Source organism: Companilactobacillus nodensis DSM 19682 = JCM 14932 = NBRC 107160 (genome assembly GCF_000615905.1).
Classification (GTDB): Bacteria; Bacillota; Bacilli; order Lactobacillales; family Lactobacillaceae; genus Companilactobacillus; species Companilactobacillus nodensis.
This window is the reverse complement of sequence record NZ_BAMN01000015.1, coordinates 1-17,644: the sequence shown is the minus strand read 5'-3', so window position 1 is coordinate 17,644 and position 17,644 is coordinate 1. Positions and strand designations below refer to the sequence as shown.

General features: G+C 39.1%; 14 protein-coding genes and 1 pseudogene. 6 read left to right on the top strand and 9 right to left on the bottom strand.

Going from position 1 to position 17,644, the window contains the following annotated elements:
* Nucleotides 1–5: 5 nt before the first annotated feature.
* Together cshA and JCM14932_RS10155 are read right to left on the bottom strand one after the other, a co-directional pair.
* Entirely contained in the window at nt 6–1,556 is a 1,551-nt protein-coding gene (gene cshA / locus JCM14932_RS10160) for a degradosome RNA helicase CshA (RefSeq protein WP_025024759.1), read from the bottom strand.
* Nucleotides 1,557–1,637: 81 nt separating this feature from the next.
* Nucleotides 1,638–3,002, bottom strand: a complete 1,365-nt coding sequence (locus JCM14932_RS10155) for a UDP-N-acetylmuramoyl-tripeptide--D-alanyl-D-alanine ligase (protein ID WP_025024758.1) — start codon at nt 3,000–3,002, stop codon at nt 1,638–1,640.
* 89 nt (nt 3,003–3,091) lie between these two features.
* Between JCM14932_RS10155 and JCM14932_RS10150 the strand changes: the two genes are divergently transcribed.
* Nucleotides 3,092–4,330, top strand: a complete 1,239-nt coding sequence (locus JCM14932_RS10150) for a multidrug efflux MFS transporter (RefSeq protein ID WP_025024757.1) — start codon at nt 3,092–3,094, stop codon at nt 4,328–4,330.
* A 14-nt stretch (nt 4,331–4,344) separates the two neighbouring features.
* On the opposite strand, the gene JCM14932_RS10145 is transcribed toward JCM14932_RS10150, so the two are convergent.
* The 6 genes and pseudogenes from JCM14932_RS10145 to JCM14932_RS10120 all read right to left on the bottom strand — a co-directional run bounded on the left by JCM14932_RS10145 (nt 4,345) and on the right by JCM14932_RS10120 (nt 10,646).
* Nucleotides 4,345–4,593 carry a type B 50S ribosomal protein L31 gene (locus JCM14932_RS10145; RefSeq protein ID WP_025024756.1) on the bottom strand — a complete coding sequence of 83 codons (249 nt, stop codon included), beginning with the start codon at nt 4,591–4,593 and terminating at the stop codon, nt 4,345–4,347.
* A 99-nt stretch (nt 4,594–4,692) separates the two neighbouring features.
* Nucleotides 4,693–6,093 (bottom strand): ATP-binding cassette domain-containing protein, encoded by a 1,401-nt coding sequence (locus JCM14932_RS15275; protein ID WP_235700582.1) that lies wholly within the window; start codon nt 6,091–6,093, stop codon nt 4,693–4,695.
* 331 nt (nt 6,094–6,424) lie between these two features.
* A pseudogene (gene murA / locus JCM14932_RS15270) lies at nt 6,425–7,701 on the bottom strand (UDP-N-acetylglucosamine 1-carboxyvinyltransferase).
* 38 nt (nt 7,702–7,739) lie between these two features.
* Nucleotides 7,740–9,353 (bottom strand): CTP synthase, encoded by a 1,614-nt coding sequence (gene pyrG, locus JCM14932_RS10130; protein WP_025024755.1) that lies wholly within the window; start codon nt 9,351–9,353, stop codon nt 7,740–7,742.
* A gap of 161 nt (nt 9,354–9,514) precedes the next feature.
* Nucleotides 9,515–10,159 (bottom strand): DNA-directed RNA polymerase subunit delta, encoded by a 645-nt coding sequence (rpoE, locus tag JCM14932_RS10125; protein WP_025024754.1) that lies wholly within the window; start codon nt 10,157–10,159, stop codon nt 9,515–9,517.
* A 46-nt stretch (nt 10,160–10,205) separates the two neighbouring features.
* Nucleotides 10,206–10,646 carry a YwiB family protein gene (locus JCM14932_RS10120; RefSeq protein WP_025024753.1) on the bottom strand — a complete coding sequence of 147 codons (441 nt, stop codon included), beginning with the start codon at nt 10,644–10,646 and terminating at the stop codon, nt 10,206–10,208.
* Between the two features lie 63 nt (nt 10,647–10,709).
* Here JCM14932_RS10120 and JCM14932_RS10115 point away from each other — a divergent pair, with 63 nt between their 5' ends.
* From JCM14932_RS10115 to mscL, 5 genes are all read left to right on the top strand, one after another.
* Nucleotides 10,710–11,540, top strand: a complete 831-nt coding sequence (locus JCM14932_RS10115) for a lipoate--protein ligase family protein (protein ID WP_025024752.1) — start codon at nt 10,710–10,712, stop codon at nt 11,538–11,540.
* Entirely contained in the window at nt 11,540–12,880 is a 1,341-nt protein-coding gene (locus tag JCM14932_RS10110; protein WP_025024751.1) for an HD domain-containing protein, read from the top strand. Before JCM14932_RS10115 ends, JCM14932_RS10110 begins: the two co-directional genes overlap by 1 nt.
* Nucleotides 12,881–12,972: 92 nt before the next feature.
* Nucleotides 12,973–14,673 (top strand): glycerol-3-phosphate dehydrogenase/oxidase, encoded by a 1,701-nt coding sequence (locus JCM14932_RS10105; protein WP_025024750.1) that lies wholly within the window; start codon nt 12,973–12,975, stop codon nt 14,671–14,673.
* A 55-nt stretch (nt 14,674–14,728) separates the two neighbouring features.
* Nucleotides 14,729–15,406, top strand: a complete 678-nt coding sequence (locus tag JCM14932_RS10100) for an MmcQ/YjbR family DNA-binding protein (protein WP_051528115.1) — start codon at nt 14,729–14,731, stop codon at nt 15,404–15,406.
* A gap of 76 nt (nt 15,407–15,482) precedes the next feature.
* Nucleotides 15,483–15,896 carry a large conductance mechanosensitive channel protein MscL gene (gene mscL, locus JCM14932_RS10095; RefSeq protein WP_025024748.1) on the top strand — a complete coding sequence of 138 codons (414 nt, stop codon included), beginning with the start codon at nt 15,483–15,485 and terminating at the stop codon, nt 15,894–15,896.
* 261 nt (nt 15,897–16,157) lie between these two features.
* On the opposite strand, the gene JCM14932_RS15265 is transcribed toward mscL, so the two are convergent.
* The gene (locus JCM14932_RS15265; protein ID WP_235700585.1) at nt 16,158–17,456 is read right to left on the bottom strand and encodes a DASS family sodium-coupled anion symporter; all 1,299 of its coding nucleotides are present in this window, start codon (nt 17,454–17,456) and stop codon (nt 16,158–16,160) included.
* Nucleotides 17,457–17,644: the final 188 nt, after the last annotated feature.

The window sequence follows — 17,644 nt, the reverse complement described above, 5'->3', positions numbered from 1 at the left end:
TCAGATTAAAGATTTGTTCTGATCTTGAAGTTCTTCTTTGATTGACCTTTTGATTTGGAAGAATTGTTATTGTGACTGTCGTGACGTCTTTCGCCTGACTTACCACCGTGGTTGTTTCCACCACGATCATCATGTCTTCTTGAATGATGTCCGCCACCATTACGGTTGCGATCACGACCGCCGCCAAAGCGTCCACGACGACCATGGCCTGAACGGCTATGGCTATTTTTACGTGAAGGAAGTGGTCTTTCTGGAGCAATCTTAACAGGAACACTTTGTGCGTCCTTGATAGTTGTGCTCAAGTAAACCTTAACTAGGTCTTCTGGTGAATACTCTTCTAACAATTCTTTAACTGCATCGTCGAAACGATCCAAGTTCTTGTCAACAGCAATAGTATTCTTAACTTCTTCCTTAACTGCTTCCAATTGTCCTTTAAGAACTTCATTGTCAGTAGGTGGAGCAAGTGGTTTCATACGTTTCTTTGTTAGGTTCTCAATTGTACGTAAGTAACCCATTTCGTTAGGTGTAACGAATGTTACAGACACACCAGAATGTCCGGCACGACCTGTACGGCCAATACGGTGAACATAACTGTCAGGGTCTTGAGGAATATCATAGTTATAAACGTGTGATACACCTGAGATATCTAGTCCACGAGCAGCAACATCAGTTGCAACAAGGAATTCTAGCTTACCAGCTTTGAACTTACGAAGGACACTAGTACGTTTGTCTTGTGACAAGTCACCGTGAAGTCCTTCAGCATTGTATCCACGAGCTTGCAAACCACGTGTTAATTCATCAACACGACGCTTTGTTCTACCGAAGATCAAGGCTAGTTCTGGTCCTTGAACATCAAAGATTCTTGTCATTAAGTCGAACTTCTCGAAGTCGCGAGCCTTAACGTAGTATTGATCGATCTTGTCAGCAGTTAATTCTTTTGACTTGATCTTAACGATCTTAGGATCTGTCATGAACTTATCAGCAATACGCATGATAGGCTTAGGCATTGTTGCTGAGAACAATAGAGTTTGGTGTACGTTAGGAACATTTGAAAGGATGCTTTCAATGTCTTCAACGAATCCCATATCTAGCATTTCGTCGGCTTCGTCCAAAACAACTGTTTTGACGTTACCTAATTTAAGAGTGTGTCTGTTGATATGATCGAGCATACGACCTGGAGTACCAACAACAATATTAGGATGGTTCTTTAAGGCACGAATTTGTCTTCTAATGTCAGAACCACCATAAACTGATTGAACTCTGACTTTTTTGTCGCGGCCTAATCTGTATAACTCTTCTTGAGTTTGGATAGCTAATTCTCTAGTAGGTGAGATGATTAGCGCTTGAATATCTGTAGATGACATATCGATGGCATCTAGAATAGGTAGACCAAAAGCTGCGGTCTTACCTGTACCTGTTTGGGCTTGTCCAATGACGTCGTCTCCGGCTAATACCATTGGAATAGTTTCTGCTTGAATGGGGGTAGTTTCTTCGAAACCGGCCTCATTTACAGCTTGTAGTAATCTTGAATCTAAATTTAATTCACTAAATTTCACAAAAATCCTCCAGTTGTTACGCGTTAAAATCACAATTGGCAACTATAACACGTTATTCAATCATTCTCAAATAACACACTCTTATACTAATTTACTTAATACGTTCTCCAAATGAATGCCATGACTAGCCTTTAATAAGACAGTGTCACTTGAGTTTACTTCTTTTTCTAAATCATTTGTTAATTCCGTTAATTGATCCTTGTTATACCAAATCAAATCATTATCAGCATATTTTTGATCTAACTTAGTTTTCAGAGCCTTCATTTCATCCCCTACAAGATAAACTTTTGCAAAGTCCCTTGTATTGATGTGGTCCGCAAGTGATTCGTGCAAATGCTTTGATGCACTACCGAGTTCCAGCATGTCTCCTAGAACGACGATCTTACGTCCAGGGGTTGAAATCTTTTTGAGACTTTCTAGAACTTCTATTGCAGCAGTCGGGTTTGAGTTATATACATCACTTAAAATGTCTGCGCCATTTTTTGCTTTTAACCATTCTGTTCTATTCTCGGTAACATATAGGTCAGCCAAAGCTTTTGCCATAGCCTCTGGCTTAACATGAAGGGCTTGACCAACTAAAATTGCAGCCAAGGCATTCTTAACATTATATTCGCCCATCATCGGAATATCAAACTCTAAGTCCGGCCAAAGGTTAGTTTTGAACGAAATTGTGGACTTGCCAGCCTTTATTGACGTAGCGTAAAGCGTATTCACATCTTTTTTTCCAAAAGTTAATTTTTTTTGTTCAACTTTTTGAGCACGCTCAGTTAATAGTGGTTCATCACCGTCAAAAACAAACTTGCCATCCTCTTGTAAATGATCGACTATCTCCATCTTAGCATCAGCGATCTTATCGCGTGTGCCAAAAAACTCGATATGTGCTTCACCGATCATTGTGATAACTGAAATATCTGGATTAGCGAGACTACTCAAATGATCGATCTGACCAGGACGATCCATCCCCATTTCTACCACTAATACTTCGGTATTGATTGGCATATTCAAAATAGTAAATGGCACACCGATCTCGTTGTTGAAGTTCATTGGTGTCTTAGCAACGTTATTGTTGGTTGCCAAAATTGCTGCGATCATATCCTTAGTAGTTGTCTTACCATTGCTTCCAGTAACGGCTACGACCTTAGGATTGACCTTTGCCAAGTAATACTTAGCTAGTGTTTCAAATGCAGCGGAGACATTCTTAACCACTATATAAGGAATCTCTTGATTAGGGATTTCGTGATCACTCTGCCAAACAGTTGCACTGACTCCATTAGAAATTGCACTGCCGATAAACTCATGACCGTCACGTTCACCTTTAAGCGGGAAGAATAGATCCCCCTCCTTAGCTTTGCGACTGTCAAAACAAACCCCAGTAATATCTACGTCAGGTACAGAATCAACGTTGATTTTTAAAGCAGAATAAACTTCTTTTAACTTCATTTTCATGAATATTTTTCCCCAATTCTGAAAAATTATTTTAATCCACACTAAATAAAAAGAGTATAGTATATTATTTAGAAAGGAATTGATGCACTATGACATCTAACTCACCAAAAGTACCTGGAGAGAATAGTTATTGGAGACGTAATCTAACCGTTCTCTGGTTCAGTACTTTCATGACAGGTATTGGCTTTAGTATGATAACACCCTTTTTGCCATTATACATTAATCAACTAGGGAATTTCACAAAAAACCAACTTGTCATTTGGAATGGTATTGCATTCTCTTCTACCTTTTTAGTTATGGCGATCGTATCTCCAATTTGGGGTAAAATTGCTGATCGCAGAGGCCGTAAGCTCATGCTTATCCGTGCTGCCCTCGGTATGGCGATCGTCATCTCACTTCAAGCCTTTGCTACTGCCGCTTGGCAAATCGTCGTTTTAAGACTTTTGCAAGGTGTCTTCTCAGGTTTCGTAAGTAACGCTAATACTTTGATTGCATCGACAGCACCACGTGCCGAAAGTGGTAAAGCACTTGGAACATTGAATACCGGAGTTATTTCCGGTACCTTGCTCGGTCCTTTAGTCGGTGGTGTAATTGCTCAATACTTCGGATATAGAATTCCATTTATGCTAACTGGATCATTATTGTTCTTGGCATTTATCTTAGTTACGATCTTCATCAAGGAAGATTTCACTCCTATCCCTAAGGGTGAAGAAGAAACCACCAAAGAAATTTTCCACAAGTTAAAAAATCCTAATTTGATCTTAGCTATGTTCGTCACAACTATGATCATCCAGACTTCAAATAACTCGATCAACCCCATCATCAGTTTGTACGTCAAACAATTGATGCACGGATCTGACAAAATAACTTTAGTCGCAGGATTCGTAGCCGCTGTTCCTGGTATTGCCAATATTATTGCCGCACCACGATTTGGTGCTCTAGGCGATAAGATCGGTACAAGTAAGATTTTGATCGGTGGTTTGATTTTTGCTGTCTTGGTATATATTCCACAGGCCTTTGTTACTAATGTCTGGCAGCTGGCAACCTTGCGATTCTTCGTTGGGATCTCCGATGCTTGTCTAGTACCACAAGTTCAGACCTTGCTAGCTAAGTATACTGACGCCAAATACACTGGTCGAATCTTTGGATACAACCAGTCGTTCCAGTCTGTTGGTAATGTCTGCGGACCACTACTCGGTTCATTCATTTCCAGCACCTTAAGTTACTCAGCCGTCTTCATCAGTACCAGCTGTTTAGCTGCAGTCAACCTAGCTTGGGTATCCACACATTTCAAATCAAAAAAAGGTAAAAAAATAAAAGCCTCCTAATATAGGATGGCTTTTTATTTTTGTGCTAAACCATATTTCTTGTTGAAACGATCGATACGTCCATCTGCTTGAGCAAACTTTTGCTTACCAGTATAGAAAGGATGTGAGTCTGATGAGATTTCAACACGAATTAGTGGGTATTCTGTACCTTCGTAATCAGTTGTTTCACTTGATTGAACTGTTGAACCAGCTAAGAATTTCTTACCTGTTGATGAGTCCATGAATACAACTTGGTGATAATCTGGATGAATTCCTTGTTTCATGCTATGCGCTCCTTTGCCCTAAATCTTTTGCAGAAATAGAGATTAATTTACTAACGGTATTAAATATTAACATGAACTTCCACTTTATTCAATACAATTTTATTTTTGTAAGACTACTTTTTGATCAAAAACTTCATCTATTAGATCTTGATCGTGATCTATCAGCAGCATCGTTGGATGCTGCTTTTTGATTGCATCAATAATCTGTTGACGTGTAATAACGTCCAGGAAGTTCAGTGGTTCGTCCCAGAGATAGACATTTGCTTCTTCGGACAAACTAATTGCCAGTGCTACTTTTCGCTTCTGACCTTGGCTCATGTTTTCCACAGGCTGCTCGAATAACTCACGTTCGAATCCCAATTTACGCAGATTAGAGAAGATCATTTCTGCATCAATGTGTTTTTGGGTAGCTAGCTGTCTGATCATACCGGTTAATTCGTCTTCTTGAGCCAGATAAGAGATTTTTACGTTACTTCCAATACGCAACTCTCCAGTCTGCTTAAACGGCTGCTTGAGGCCCAAAATTTGCTTGAAGACTGTTGTCTTACCCACACCATTCTGGCCCACCAATGCAATAACTTTATTAACAGGTAGCTTAAAGCTTATTTCTGGAGTTACAACCTCATCATGCTGCAATTGTAACTTATCCACAGTAATTAAATGTTTCGGATGCTTTAATTCCACGTAATTTAGTTTAATGGGATCTTCGATCTCAATATTTTTCAACAGACTTTGCTTTGTGTCGATTTCTTTATCCACACGATTGGCGATCGTCTTAGCTTTTTTCATCATTTTGGATGACTTGTGACTAATGAATCCCTTATCCAGATTCACCTGTTGTAGGCCTGTCTTGAATTTACCCTTTTCAGTCTGACGCGACCAATTTTCTCTTTTCACAGCTGTTTCATGCAACCTGTTGATATCTTTTTTGAGTTGATTCTTTTCCTCAAGTTCTGACTGATCCCGCAGATTCTTCTCTCGCTCCCAGGTATCAAAGTTGCCCTTATATACATCGATATCTTGACGGTTGATCGAAATAACATGGTCGATAACTTGATTCAAAAAGGTCTTATCATGACTAATAACAATGAAGCCCTTCTTGCTCTTCAAGTAGTCGGCAACGATCTTACGTCCGACAATATCCAAGTGATTAGTCGGTTCGTCGATCAATTGGAATCCATAATCATCAATGAACAGAATTGCTAACAATATTTTGGTTTGTTCACCAGGACTCAAGGTCGAGAAATTTTGCTCCAAAACATCTGTCTTAACCTGCAGTTTGTCCAGCTCAACTTCGATTTTCCACAGATCATAATCTTCCAAGTCGGTCAATTCTTTGACGATTTCCACAGCCGGACGATCCTTATCAGTAATATTCTGTGGATAATAATAAAAATTAAGATTCGAAACAATTTGACCTGAATAAGGGAGCTTACCCAGTAAGATATTCATCAAAGTCGTCTTACCACGCCATTGCGGCCGATAAGTCCTAACTTCCAACTCTCATCGATCCTAAGATTTAACGAATCAAATAAGTTATCCACCATTTGATCATATTTAAAATTTAAATTTTCTATTTGTATTGTTCCCATAAATAAAACACCTCGTTTACGGTGTTTTGACCCCAACAAAAAAGGACACTAATTATTAGCGTCCTTTAAAATTATATCTTTTAAAGAATGCTAGCTATTGAGACACACTAAGTCGAAGTCAAATTACACACTTATTTTGTATAATTTGAAATTTCAACTTAATTTCTCAACGGCTGCACTCCCTTTCTTGTTATAAACTATTTAATAATCTACCAACAAATTAAATATCTGTCAATACTTTACTCAACTAAATCGTCTTCACCGATTAATTTAACATCAGCACCTAAACAGTGTAACTTCCAAACAACCTGATCATATCCACGAAGAATATTTTCAGCATTGTTGATAGTTGTCTGTCCTTCTGCCAACAATCCAGCAATCATCAAGCAAGCTCCTGCACGAATTTCTTCAGCCGAAACAGTTGCTCCCTTAAGTTCAGCACCACCACGAACAAAAATCAAATCATTTTCACTCGTAATATTAGCGCCCATCTTATTAAGTTCCGCAATGTGCTTGATACGCTTAGGATAAATCGTATCAATCACCATTGCTTCGCCATCAGCCTTCATCAACAAAGGTGTGATTGGTTGCTGTAAATCAGTGGCAAAGCGGGATATGGCATCGTCTTGATATTAACAGCTTTTAGTTCTGGAGAATCCTTGACGTAGATGCTATCTTCACCGATCTCCAAATTAACGCCCATTTCATCTAACTTAGCTAGGAAGGCATCTAAGTGCTCACTAATGATATTCTTAACCAGAATTCCACCGCCATTAGCAGCGGCCAAGCTCAAATATGTTCCTGCTTCGATACGGTCAGGAATAATAGTATGTGCGTTGTTTGAACGCAAACTATCAACTCCCTCGATACGGATAGTCTCCGTACCGACACCACGAATAACAGCACCCATATTGTTAAGGAATGTTGCTAGATCAATGATCTCCGGTTCTTTAGCAGCATTTTCAATGATGGTCGTACCTTTAGCCTTAACAGCAGCCAAGATAACATTAATAGTAGCTCCAACTGAAACCATGTCCAAAAAGATTTTTGCACCCTTTAGACCGCCATTTGGAGTTGTAATAATTATTTGACCGTGTTTATTTTCAACATGCGCACCTAGTGCTTCGAATCCCTTGATATGTTGGTCAATTGGACGTGGTCCAATGTCATCGCCACCGGGAAATCCTACGATTGCCTTGCCAAAACGGCCCAGCATCGCTCCCATAAAGTAATATGAAGCACGCAAACTGCTTACCTTACCACTAGGTAGTTCGGCAAATTGAATCTTTGTCGGATCAATCTTTAATACATCATCCTTCATCTCTGAAGTAACGTTCATATCTTTCAAAATAGAACGTAAATTCTTTACATCTCTAATTTGTGGAACTGAATCTAACACTACAGGTGTATCAGATAAAATAGCAGCAGGAATCAGCGCCACAGTGCTGTTCTTAGCGCCGCCGATCGTAACTTCACCTGATAACTTTTTTCCACCATTGATTACAAGTTTTTGCATAAGCTTTTCCCTAACTAATTTTTAACTACTTCAGGAAATTACATATTCTCTTCGTCTAACCCTGAAGCTGCACCAATAAATGCTTTGAATAGACCTTCTGGTTTTGTTGGTCTTGATAAGAACTCTGGGTGATATTGAACAGCAATGTGGAACTTATTGCTTGGAACTTCAATAATTTCAACCAAATGGTTATCGGGAGAAACACCTGAGAATACTAATCCTAAATCTTCGAATTGTTTACGATATGCATTGTTAAATTCATATCTGTGTCTGTGTCTTTCTTGAATAACTGATTGATCATCATAAGCAGCAGCTGTCTTTGAACCTGGTTTCAACTTGCATGGATATGCACCCAAACGTAGTGTACCACCACGGTCCTCAACATCCTTCTTATCTGCCATAATATCAATAACTTTATTTTCTGCATCGGGATCAACTTCACCAGTTGTGGCATCTTTGATTCCAACAACGTTTCTAGCAAACTCGATACTTGCCATTTGCATACCAAGACAAATACCAAAGTAAGGAACGTCATTTTCACGAGCATACTTAATAGTTGTGATCATGCCTTCAAGTCCACGGCTACCGAAACCACCGGGAACTAGGATACCATCAGCATCGCCCAGCATCTCTTCAACATTATCTTCAGTAATAAGATCAGCAGAGATCTTCTTCAATTCGATATCTGTATTATAAGCATAACCGGCTGAGTGAAGTGCTTCTGTAACAGAAATATAAGCATCTTGTAACTTAGTATACTTACCAACAAGTGTGATCTTTGTTGTGTGCTTCAAGTTGTGAACACGATCAACCAATTTGTTCCAGTCTGTCATGTCAGCTTCTGGAGTATCAAGATGTAAGTAACGACATACGATATCATCGAAGTTTTGTGCTTGTAGGTTCAATGGAATATCATATAGTGAACTTGCATCACGTGATTCGATAACAGCCTCTGAATCAACGTCACAGAATGAAGCAATCTTATCTTTCATGTTTTGTGGCATAGGTTTTTCGGTACGAACAACCAAGATGTTTGGTTGAATACCAATTCCACGCAATTCCTTAACACTGTGTTGTGTTGGCTTTGTCTTCATTTCGCCAGCAGCCTTCAAGTAAGGTACTAGTGAAGTATGGATGTAGACAACATTTTCTGAACCAACTTCAGACTTCATTTGACGAAGTGCTTCTAGATATGGAAGTGATTCGATATCACCAACTGTACCACCGACTTCTGTGATAATAACATCAGAATCAGTTGTTGTAGCAGCGCGCATTATTTTTTGCTTAATCATATCTGTAATATGTGGAATAACTTGTACTGTTGCTCCGTTGTAATCACCACGACGTTCGCGACGAATTACTTCTGAGTAAATCTTACCTGTCGTAACGTTTGAATACTTGTTCAAATCGTTATCAATAAATCTTTCATAGTGTCCTAAGTCAAGGTCAGTTTCTGTACCATCGTTGGTAACGTAAACCTCACCGTGTTGATATGGACTCATAGTTCCTGGATCCACATTAATATAAGGGTCGAACTTTTGCATTGTTACCTTTAGCCCACGGTTCTTTAGTAATCTACCAAGGGATGCCGCAACAATACCCTTACCAAGAGATGAAACAACTCCACCTGTAATAAAAATATACTTAGTCATAGCTTTCCTCCACATATTCTTTCTAGGGAATTCCTACTCAACCAAAAATAAAAAAGTTCCCTATTCTACTGAACAGGGAACTTGTAATTAGACAATCTAATAGAGCCCAAACAATATAATACTGTTATCTATCCAAATCGTCAAACTTTAAATTCACAAATTTAAATATCGTCGTCTTCGTCATCGTCTGAGTCGTCATCATCATCGTCTTCAAGATCGATGTCAGCGTCATCTTCGTCATCAGCATCAAACTCTGATAATTGACCCTCAATACCGTCATCTAAGCCAGTATCTTGTTCATCATCACTATCATCATCAACTGAAAGATCTGAATTAGTAAACTTAGAAAGATCAGGACCATTACTTGTTGATCCATCACTCTCGTCGTCATCATCCATATCGTTTACGTCCAAATCAGCGTCATCATCGTAGTCAACAACGTCATCATCTTCAGCGTCATCACTCATGAAGGCATTAACCTTTTGGGCTGCCTTATGTGTATTTTCAGTACCGTTGTCTTCTGGATGATTAACTTCTTCATCAACAGAATCAAATGGGTACCATTTGCGCAATCCCCAAACGTTCTCACCAAGTGAAAGAAAACTTCCGTCATTATTTAAATCTGTATAAAATTGAGGAAGTGATTCCTTAACATCATCATCTGATCTACCTAAGTAGTCTTGAATCTTATTAACAATGTCAGAAAAGTTCATTGCCTCTTTCTTGCTTGTATCAAGAATTTCGTAAGCAACCTCAATTAGAGAAAGCTCATCTTTGTTTTGGTTCTTGAATTTTTCAAATTCCAAACGGGTACACGTCCTTTCGCAGCGTCTTATTTATAATGATAGATTGTCAAGCACTAAAAATCAATCGAAACTTGTAATTACCTACTACATTATTGTCATAAATCAAATCATAATCAATGTTTATCTTTCCAGATAGTGGTCGGTTAACGATTTCGACCGCTGAATCCTTCGTAAAAGTATGAAGTAACATTGTTCCGTACTCTGTTTCCAGATGTCCACTGTTATGACTTTTATGAGTAAAATATAATAGTGATGCTAAGTTATTTGATTTTGATACACGTTTGACATGGATCTCTCCACTATCAGTGACCTTAACTAAGATCGAAGCTGTATCATTATTTTCTAGACTTTCGTTAAATCTTAAGTACATCGACTTGCCGATCCTAGTAAACTTACCAGGTTCCGCAATCTTTGTATGAGTCAGCTCTCCAGACTGAAGAGTTTCCATATTTAGTTCTACATTTATATTCTCACTGTTATTTTCCAATATACGACGCCTCTACATGCTAAAATTAGAATAACAATTAATCTTAAAGAAGTGATTACTTAAATGAATAAATCATTAGACAATACAATTCTATTATACAATCAACAAATAATTAAAGACGAAGATATGCTCGTACCTTTTGCAGATACGGGAGCAATTTTAAAATTCGTCTCTGAGAATTCCATCCCTGTGGCTCATTTTTGGACCACACCACCCACTGTCATCCTAGGTCTACAAGACCAGCGACTCAAGAATATTGCCGGTGGCATGCGACGCCTAGAAGAAAAAAATTACATCTACTACGTTAGAAACTCTGGTGGACTAGGTGTCGTCACAGATTCAGGCATTCTCAATTTTACATTGTTTTTACCAAATAAAAACAATATCACAATTGACCAAGCATATGAACAGATGCACCAAATTATGCAAAAAAGTTTTTCTGACAAAATTAAAACTGGCGAGATCACTCGTTCATACTGTCCTGGCACCTACGACTTGAGTATCGACGGTAAAAAAATTGCCGGAATATCTCAACGCCGTGCCGGAAACGCTGTGGCAATTATGGCCTATATCAGTGTAACAGGTGACCAGAAGAAACGCTCGCAATTAATGAAAGATTTTTATGAAATTAGTAATTATCCAAAACACGAAAATATTGAATACCCTGACATCGACGTCCACTGTATGACTGATCTGGATGAAATGCTCGATACTCCATTAACAATCGACATTGCCAAGCAAAGAATTCTTGATGAATTAAGTACTAGTGACTACAATATCGACCGCGGAAACTTCAATATCGTTAGAGAATCATTACCTTATAAAGATGCTTATAACCAAACTATGGATGATCTTATCTACAAAAACAAAAAACTACTACTGGGGGAAAAATAATGACTTATAATCTCGAAATGTTACCTAGAGAAAAAGTTTTCCGTGATCCGATCCACAACTATATCCACGTTCAACATCGAGTGATCCTCGACTTGATCAACACCAAGGAATTCCAGAGATTACGTCGTGTTAAACAACTGGGAACTGCTTCATTCACCTTCCAAGGCGCTGAACATTCCCGCTTCACTCACTGTATGGGTGTCTATGAAATAACACGCCAGATTTGTGATAACTTCCAAAGAAATTATCCAACGAAGACTCCCGGCGATGGTTTGTGGGATGACAATGAACGAATCGTTGCACTGTGTGCTGCATTACTGCACGATGTCGGCCACGGTCCTTACTCACATACCTTCGAACACATCTTCAATACCGACCATGAAGCCTGGACACGTGAAATAATCACATCACCAGAAACTGAGATCAACCAAGTATTGCGCAAAGTATCTGCTGACTTCCCTGAAAAAGTTGCTGGCGTTATTGCTCACACATATGAGAATCCTCAAGTTGTCCAAATGATCTCCAGCCAAATCGACGCCGACCGAATGGATTACTTACTACGTGACGCCTACTTCACTGGTACCAAGTACGGAATGTTCGACCTAACTAGAATCCTCCGTGTTATGCGTCCCTACAAAGACGGAATCGCCTTCGATAATGATGGGATGCATGCCGTTGAAGATTATGTGCTCTCAAGATTTCAGATGTATCAACAAGTTTATTTCCATCCCGTATCACGTGGTATGGAAGTTGTTCTAACGAAGTTATTACAACGCGCTAAGGACTTGTACGAACACAACCACATGAATGACTTCGAGATGCCTAGTTTGTTGATACCATTCTTCGAGAATCATGTTAGTATCAATGATTACTTATTACTAGATGACGGGGTTCTAAATACCTACTTCACCTTATGGCAAGATTATCCTGACGAAATACTCAAGGACTTGGCACATCGTTTCTTAAATCGTAAGCCATTCAAATCTGCTGAATACAATCAAGTAACCGAAAAAATGTTACCAGAACTAGCCGATATTGTTGAGAGCGCTGGTTTTGATAAGAAATATTACACAGCTATCAATACTAGTTACGACTTACCATACGATACGTACAGTCCTAATAGTAATAAGAGTCGTACCCAAATCGAGATCATGAATGACGATGGTTCACTGATTGAACTTTCGACTATCAGTAATCTAGTCAATGCCTTGACTGGTAAGATTTCTGGGGATGAACGCTTCTATTTTCCTAAGTCAATGCTGATCGAACATCCGAGTGATATTTTCAGTGACGCATACGTAGAATTCCAAAGCCACATCCATAACGATTCTATCATCTAAGATTTGTATCCTGTTCCAAGGTGAAACGCTTCCAGTTTTTTGCTTAATTTACTAAACTATAAGCAAATGAACTTTTTTAGGAGGAACACTCAATGAAAGAATTCTCAGAAAAAACTAGAAACGACAACTTACAAGCTATGCAAGATGGTGAGCTTGATCTCTTGGTCATCGGTGGTGGTATCACCGGATCAGGAATCACACTTGATGCCCAGACTCGTGGCTTGAAGACCGGTCTAGTCGAAATGCGTGACTTTGCTTCAGGAACATCAAGTCGTTCAACGAAGTTAGTCCACGGTGGACTGCGTTACTTGAAACAAGCTGCTATCAATGAAGTTCACGAAGTTGGTAGCGAACGTGCCATTGTTTATAACAATGCCCCACAAATCACAACTCCTTTGAAAATGATGCTACCATTTTATGATGGCGGAACTTTTGGACCATTCAGTACTGCTATCGGCCTCGATGTTTACGACCGACTAGCACAAGTTAAGTCTTCTGAACGTAAGTACATGCTTGATCCACAGAAAACTGTTGACCGTGAGCCTTTCATCAAGAGTGAGAATCTCAAGGGTTCAGGTGTCTACGTCGAATACCGGACTGATGATGCCAGATTGACATTGGAAGTAGTCAAAAAAGCCAACGAACTCGGTGCTTTAATTGCTAACTATACTAAGGTCACCGGCTTGTTATACGATGCTGAAAACAAAGTTTGCGGCGTGATCTTCAAAGATATGGTCACTGGCAAAACTGGCGAGATCCACGCCAAAAAAGTTGTTAATTCTTGTGGACCTTGGGTCGACGAAATCAGAGATATGGACGGTTCTAATGAAGGCAAACACTTGCACTTAACTAAGGGTGTTCACTTAGTTATCGACCACGAAAACTTCCCTATCTCCAACTCAATTTACTTCGATACACCTTTTCACGATGGCCGAATGATGTTCGCCATTCCTCGTGAAGGTAAGACCTATATCGGAACAACTGATACAACTTGGACTGATGATCCTAAGGAACCAAATATAACTATCAAAGACGTAACTTATATCTTAGCTGCCGCAAATCAAATGTTCGACTTGCCAGAACAACTAACTCCAGATGATGTAGAAACTGGTTGGTCAGGTGTTCGTCCATTGATTCAAGAAGAAGGTAAATCACCTTCAGAGATTTCTCGTAAAGATGAAATCTTCAAGTCAGACTCAGGATTATTATCAATTGCTGGTGGTAAATTAACCGGCTATCGTAAAATGGCCGAAAAGATCGTCAACGAAGTCGCCTTCGAATTATCGAATGAAACTGACTACGAATATCAATCACAACAAACTGAGAACCTAACTCTATCCGGTGGTGAAGTTGGTGGAGACGAAGGCTGGAAGCTCTATTTCGATGAAATGGCCGAACAAGGTATCGTCAACTTCGACTTGGATCGTGAAGACGCCGAAAAACTAGTTCAAAGATACGGTTCAAACGTGACTGATATCTATGACTTATTACCTGATGAAGAAACCAAGGATAATCTTCCACGTGTCGACTGGGCAATGCTACAATATGGATTACAGGCAGAAATGGTTGAACATCCAATTGATTACTTACTTCGTCGTAGCAGCCAAATGTTATTTGATATCAATCACATGAAAGATATTGAAGATGCCGTGATCGATTATATGGCCGAATTCTACAATTGGGATGCAGATACGAAACAGGCTATGACTGACGAGGTCAATGAAAAGCTCAAGTTAACTGATTTGAGCGACATCAAAGATGCTTATCACGCACATATCGCAAAAGAAATTTAATTAATCAAAAGACCTGTCTAATTGGACAGGTCTTTTATTTTTAGGGGGAAATATCTTGGCAACCGCAATAACGGACAATGTATTCAAGGACAAAAAATTTAACGAAAATAAAGCACTGAAATTTGGCTTCAAAAAAACTGCACCAGATCAATATAGTTTCCAAACTACTATTCTTGATAACCAATTCAACCTATCGATTGGACTCAGTTCCAACGGAGACTTGACTACTAAATTAATCGACAGTAATGGTGAAATATACAATCTCCATCTAGACCCGCAGGCTAATGGTGCCTTCGTCAATGAGGTTAGAACCGCCTATCTCGATGTTATCGCCAATATTTCGTCAAAGTGTTTCGACTCCAATGTCTTCAAAACAAAACAGATTAAAGCTATCAGTAAATACATCAAAGACAAGTACGACAGTGACCTAGAATTCTTGTGGAAAAGATTTCCCAAAAATGCTATCTGGCGTAGACCCGACAATAATAAATGGTTCTGTCTAACTATTGGTCTCAGTGGCGATAAGATTGGTTTAGAATCCGATGACGATATTGAGATAATTGACCTCAGAATTGAGACCGATGACTTAGAAGATGTGATTGATAACAAGGTTTTCTTCCCCAGTTATCACATGAACAAAAAACACTGGTACACGATCTATCTCGACGGCAGCCTCTCGAATGAAGAATTATTCAAACGGATTGACGCCAGCTATGACCTCGCCAAAAAATAATTAATTTATTGTTACACCCTTCCGAATTTATAGTAAAGTAGTCAGTATATTCAAAACTGTAAAGGAGAGCCACTTAATGTTTAAAGAATTTCAAGAGTTTATCTCTCGTGGTAGTGTCGTTGACCTGGCTGTTGGTGTTATCGTTGGTGCCGCCTTTAATAACTTGGTATCAGCGTTAACTACTTATATCATTAATCCATTATTAGGTATTTTGATTGGTCAAATCAACTTATCAGAAATGAAGTTTGTTGTACTTGGTGCTAGTTTCCAAATTGGTGACTTCGTCAATGCTTTGATCAACTTCCTGATCATCATGTTCGTTATCTTCACAATTGTTAAATTAATGAATAAGATGCGTCGTGATGGTTCTAAGAGTAAGTTCGACGAAAGTGTCGAGGAACTTGATCCTCAACTTGAATACTTACAACAGATTCGTGATTTGTTACGTTATCAACAATTACGTGATCAGGAAAAGGATAAAAGAAGGTAGTTCCGCCTCCGGGGGTGAGTAGATTACGCCTGCTGTGAGACCGGTTCGAGCCTTGGCCTCGAACCTCGGTTTTGAACTTCACATAAATCGTGAATTTCAAAACATGTCTTGTAGTATAAGGACGTTTAACGTCCTTATACTACTTCCACTGCTGGCTTCATCTACTCACTCCCTCCGGCTTGTTTAACAACTAAAATCAAATTAAAATCCCCCACAAGAATTGAGTTTATTCTTGTGAGGGATTTTTTAGTTCCAACTTATTTAAAACATTCCTAGCAGTTTCCACCAACCTAGTCCAATAACCATGAAGATCAAGAATTCAGTTAACGAAACTATGAAACCAACGCGCCACCATTCTTTTTGCGTTACATAACCAGTCGCAAAATAAATTGAAGCCGTTCCGGTCCCATAATGTGTCGTACTTGGAGAAATACATGTCAACATGGCAAACATCATAATGACCATTGTCGGATTTGCGCCCAAACTAACTAGGACTGTCGCAAACGGAATGTATAATGCCTGCATATGGACTAACACACTGGTAAAGAAATAATGAATATATAAATATACTAATGCCAAAATAATAAATGCTAGTGTCAGACTCATACCCTTAACACTATTTGCCATAATATTCTTGAACCATTCGATGACACCTGTTTGTGCTAAGTATGGCGTGATTGCCATTAACGGCGGCAACCATAAGAAAATATTCCAAACTTTTTTCTCAGCTAAAATATCATCCAAACCAATGATTCCCGTCACAATAAGAATTGCTAATCCCAACAAGGCAATACTGGTATTATCCAAATTAGTAAATTGCGTCGTTGCCCACAGGATGATCATCAGAACAAAGACCGCCACCATGATGCCTTCCTTGAGTGAAATTTTGCCCATCTTATCCAATTCCTGCTTCGCAAAACTCTGCGCATTAGGAATTTTTTTCAACTCTGGTTTGTGGATAAAATAAATTACCAGTGGAACGATGATCAAAGCCAAAATACTTGGAACTGACGTATATTTGAACCAATCCAACCATGAGATAGAAATATGAAAAACGCTCTTCCCCATACTGATAGCGAGTGGATTAGTTGCCATTGCCGTTAAAAATAATGAACCAGCAATCAGATTCTGATGAAAACTCGTTAATAACAAATACGAACCGATTTTGTTCTGCGTACCGTCATCTGGCTCTGAACCGAGTGACTTCGAAAGTGACATCGTAATCGGGTAGAGCACTCCGGCTCCACGGGCGTTCGTGTTTGGCACAAATGGTGCCATGATAACATCACAAATTGTCAGAACATATGATAATGCCAATGAAGAATGACCAAACCGATAGATCAAATAATAAGCGATCCGAAATCCTAGTCTAGTCGTCCGAAAACCAATGGCCACAAAAAAGGCAAACATGATCAGCCAAACGGCACTGTTACCAAATCCGGCGTAAACCATCATCGCCGGCATTGCCTGGGATATCGTCAATACCGCCATCATAATGATTGCTAATATTGCTAGCGGTGCAACGTTTAATAAACACCCCAAAATAAAGCCCACAAAAATTGCGAAAGTATGCCAACCTGCTGCCTTGACTCCAGTTGGAACTGGTAAGAACCAGATAACTGACGACTGCCAAGACGATCAGGATCGAATAAATAATTTTTTTATTACGTCCTTGCATTGTTTCTCCCCTTAATTAATTTCTTACATTGTATCAAAAAAGGAGATAGCAAAAATATAAAACTTAGTAT

Excerpts from the sequence above, each read along its gene's own strand:
- JCM14932_RS10155 (WP_025024758.1), bottom strand. The coding sequence starts at position 3,002 with ATGAAAATGAAGTTAAAAGAAGTTTATTCTGCTTTAAAAATCAACGTT.
- JCM14932_RS10150 (WP_025024757.1), top strand. The coding sequence starts at position 3,092 with ATGACATCTAACTCACCAAAAGTACCTGGAGAGAATAGTTATTGGAGA.
- JCM14932_RS10145 (WP_025024756.1), bottom strand. The coding sequence starts at position 4,593 with ATGAAACAAGGAATTCATCCAGATTATCACCAAGTTGTATTCATGGAC.
- pyrG (WP_025024755.1), bottom strand. The coding sequence starts at position 9,353 with ATGACTAAGTATATTTTTATTACAGGTGGAGTTGTTTCATCTCTTGGT.
- JCM14932_RS10115 (WP_025024752.1), top strand. The coding sequence starts at position 10,710 with ATGAATAAATCATTAGACAATACAATTCTATTATACAATCAACAAATA.
- JCM14932_RS10110 (WP_025024751.1), top strand. The coding sequence starts at position 11,540 with ATGACTTATAATCTCGAAATGTTACCTAGAGAAAAAGTTTTCCGTGAT.
- JCM14932_RS10105 (WP_025024750.1), top strand. The coding sequence starts at position 12,973 with ATGAAAGAATTCTCAGAAAAAACTAGAAACGACAACTTACAAGCTATG.
- mscL (WP_025024748.1), top strand. The coding sequence starts at position 15,483 with ATGTTTAAAGAATTTCAAGAGTTTATCTCTCGTGGTAGTGTCGTTGAC.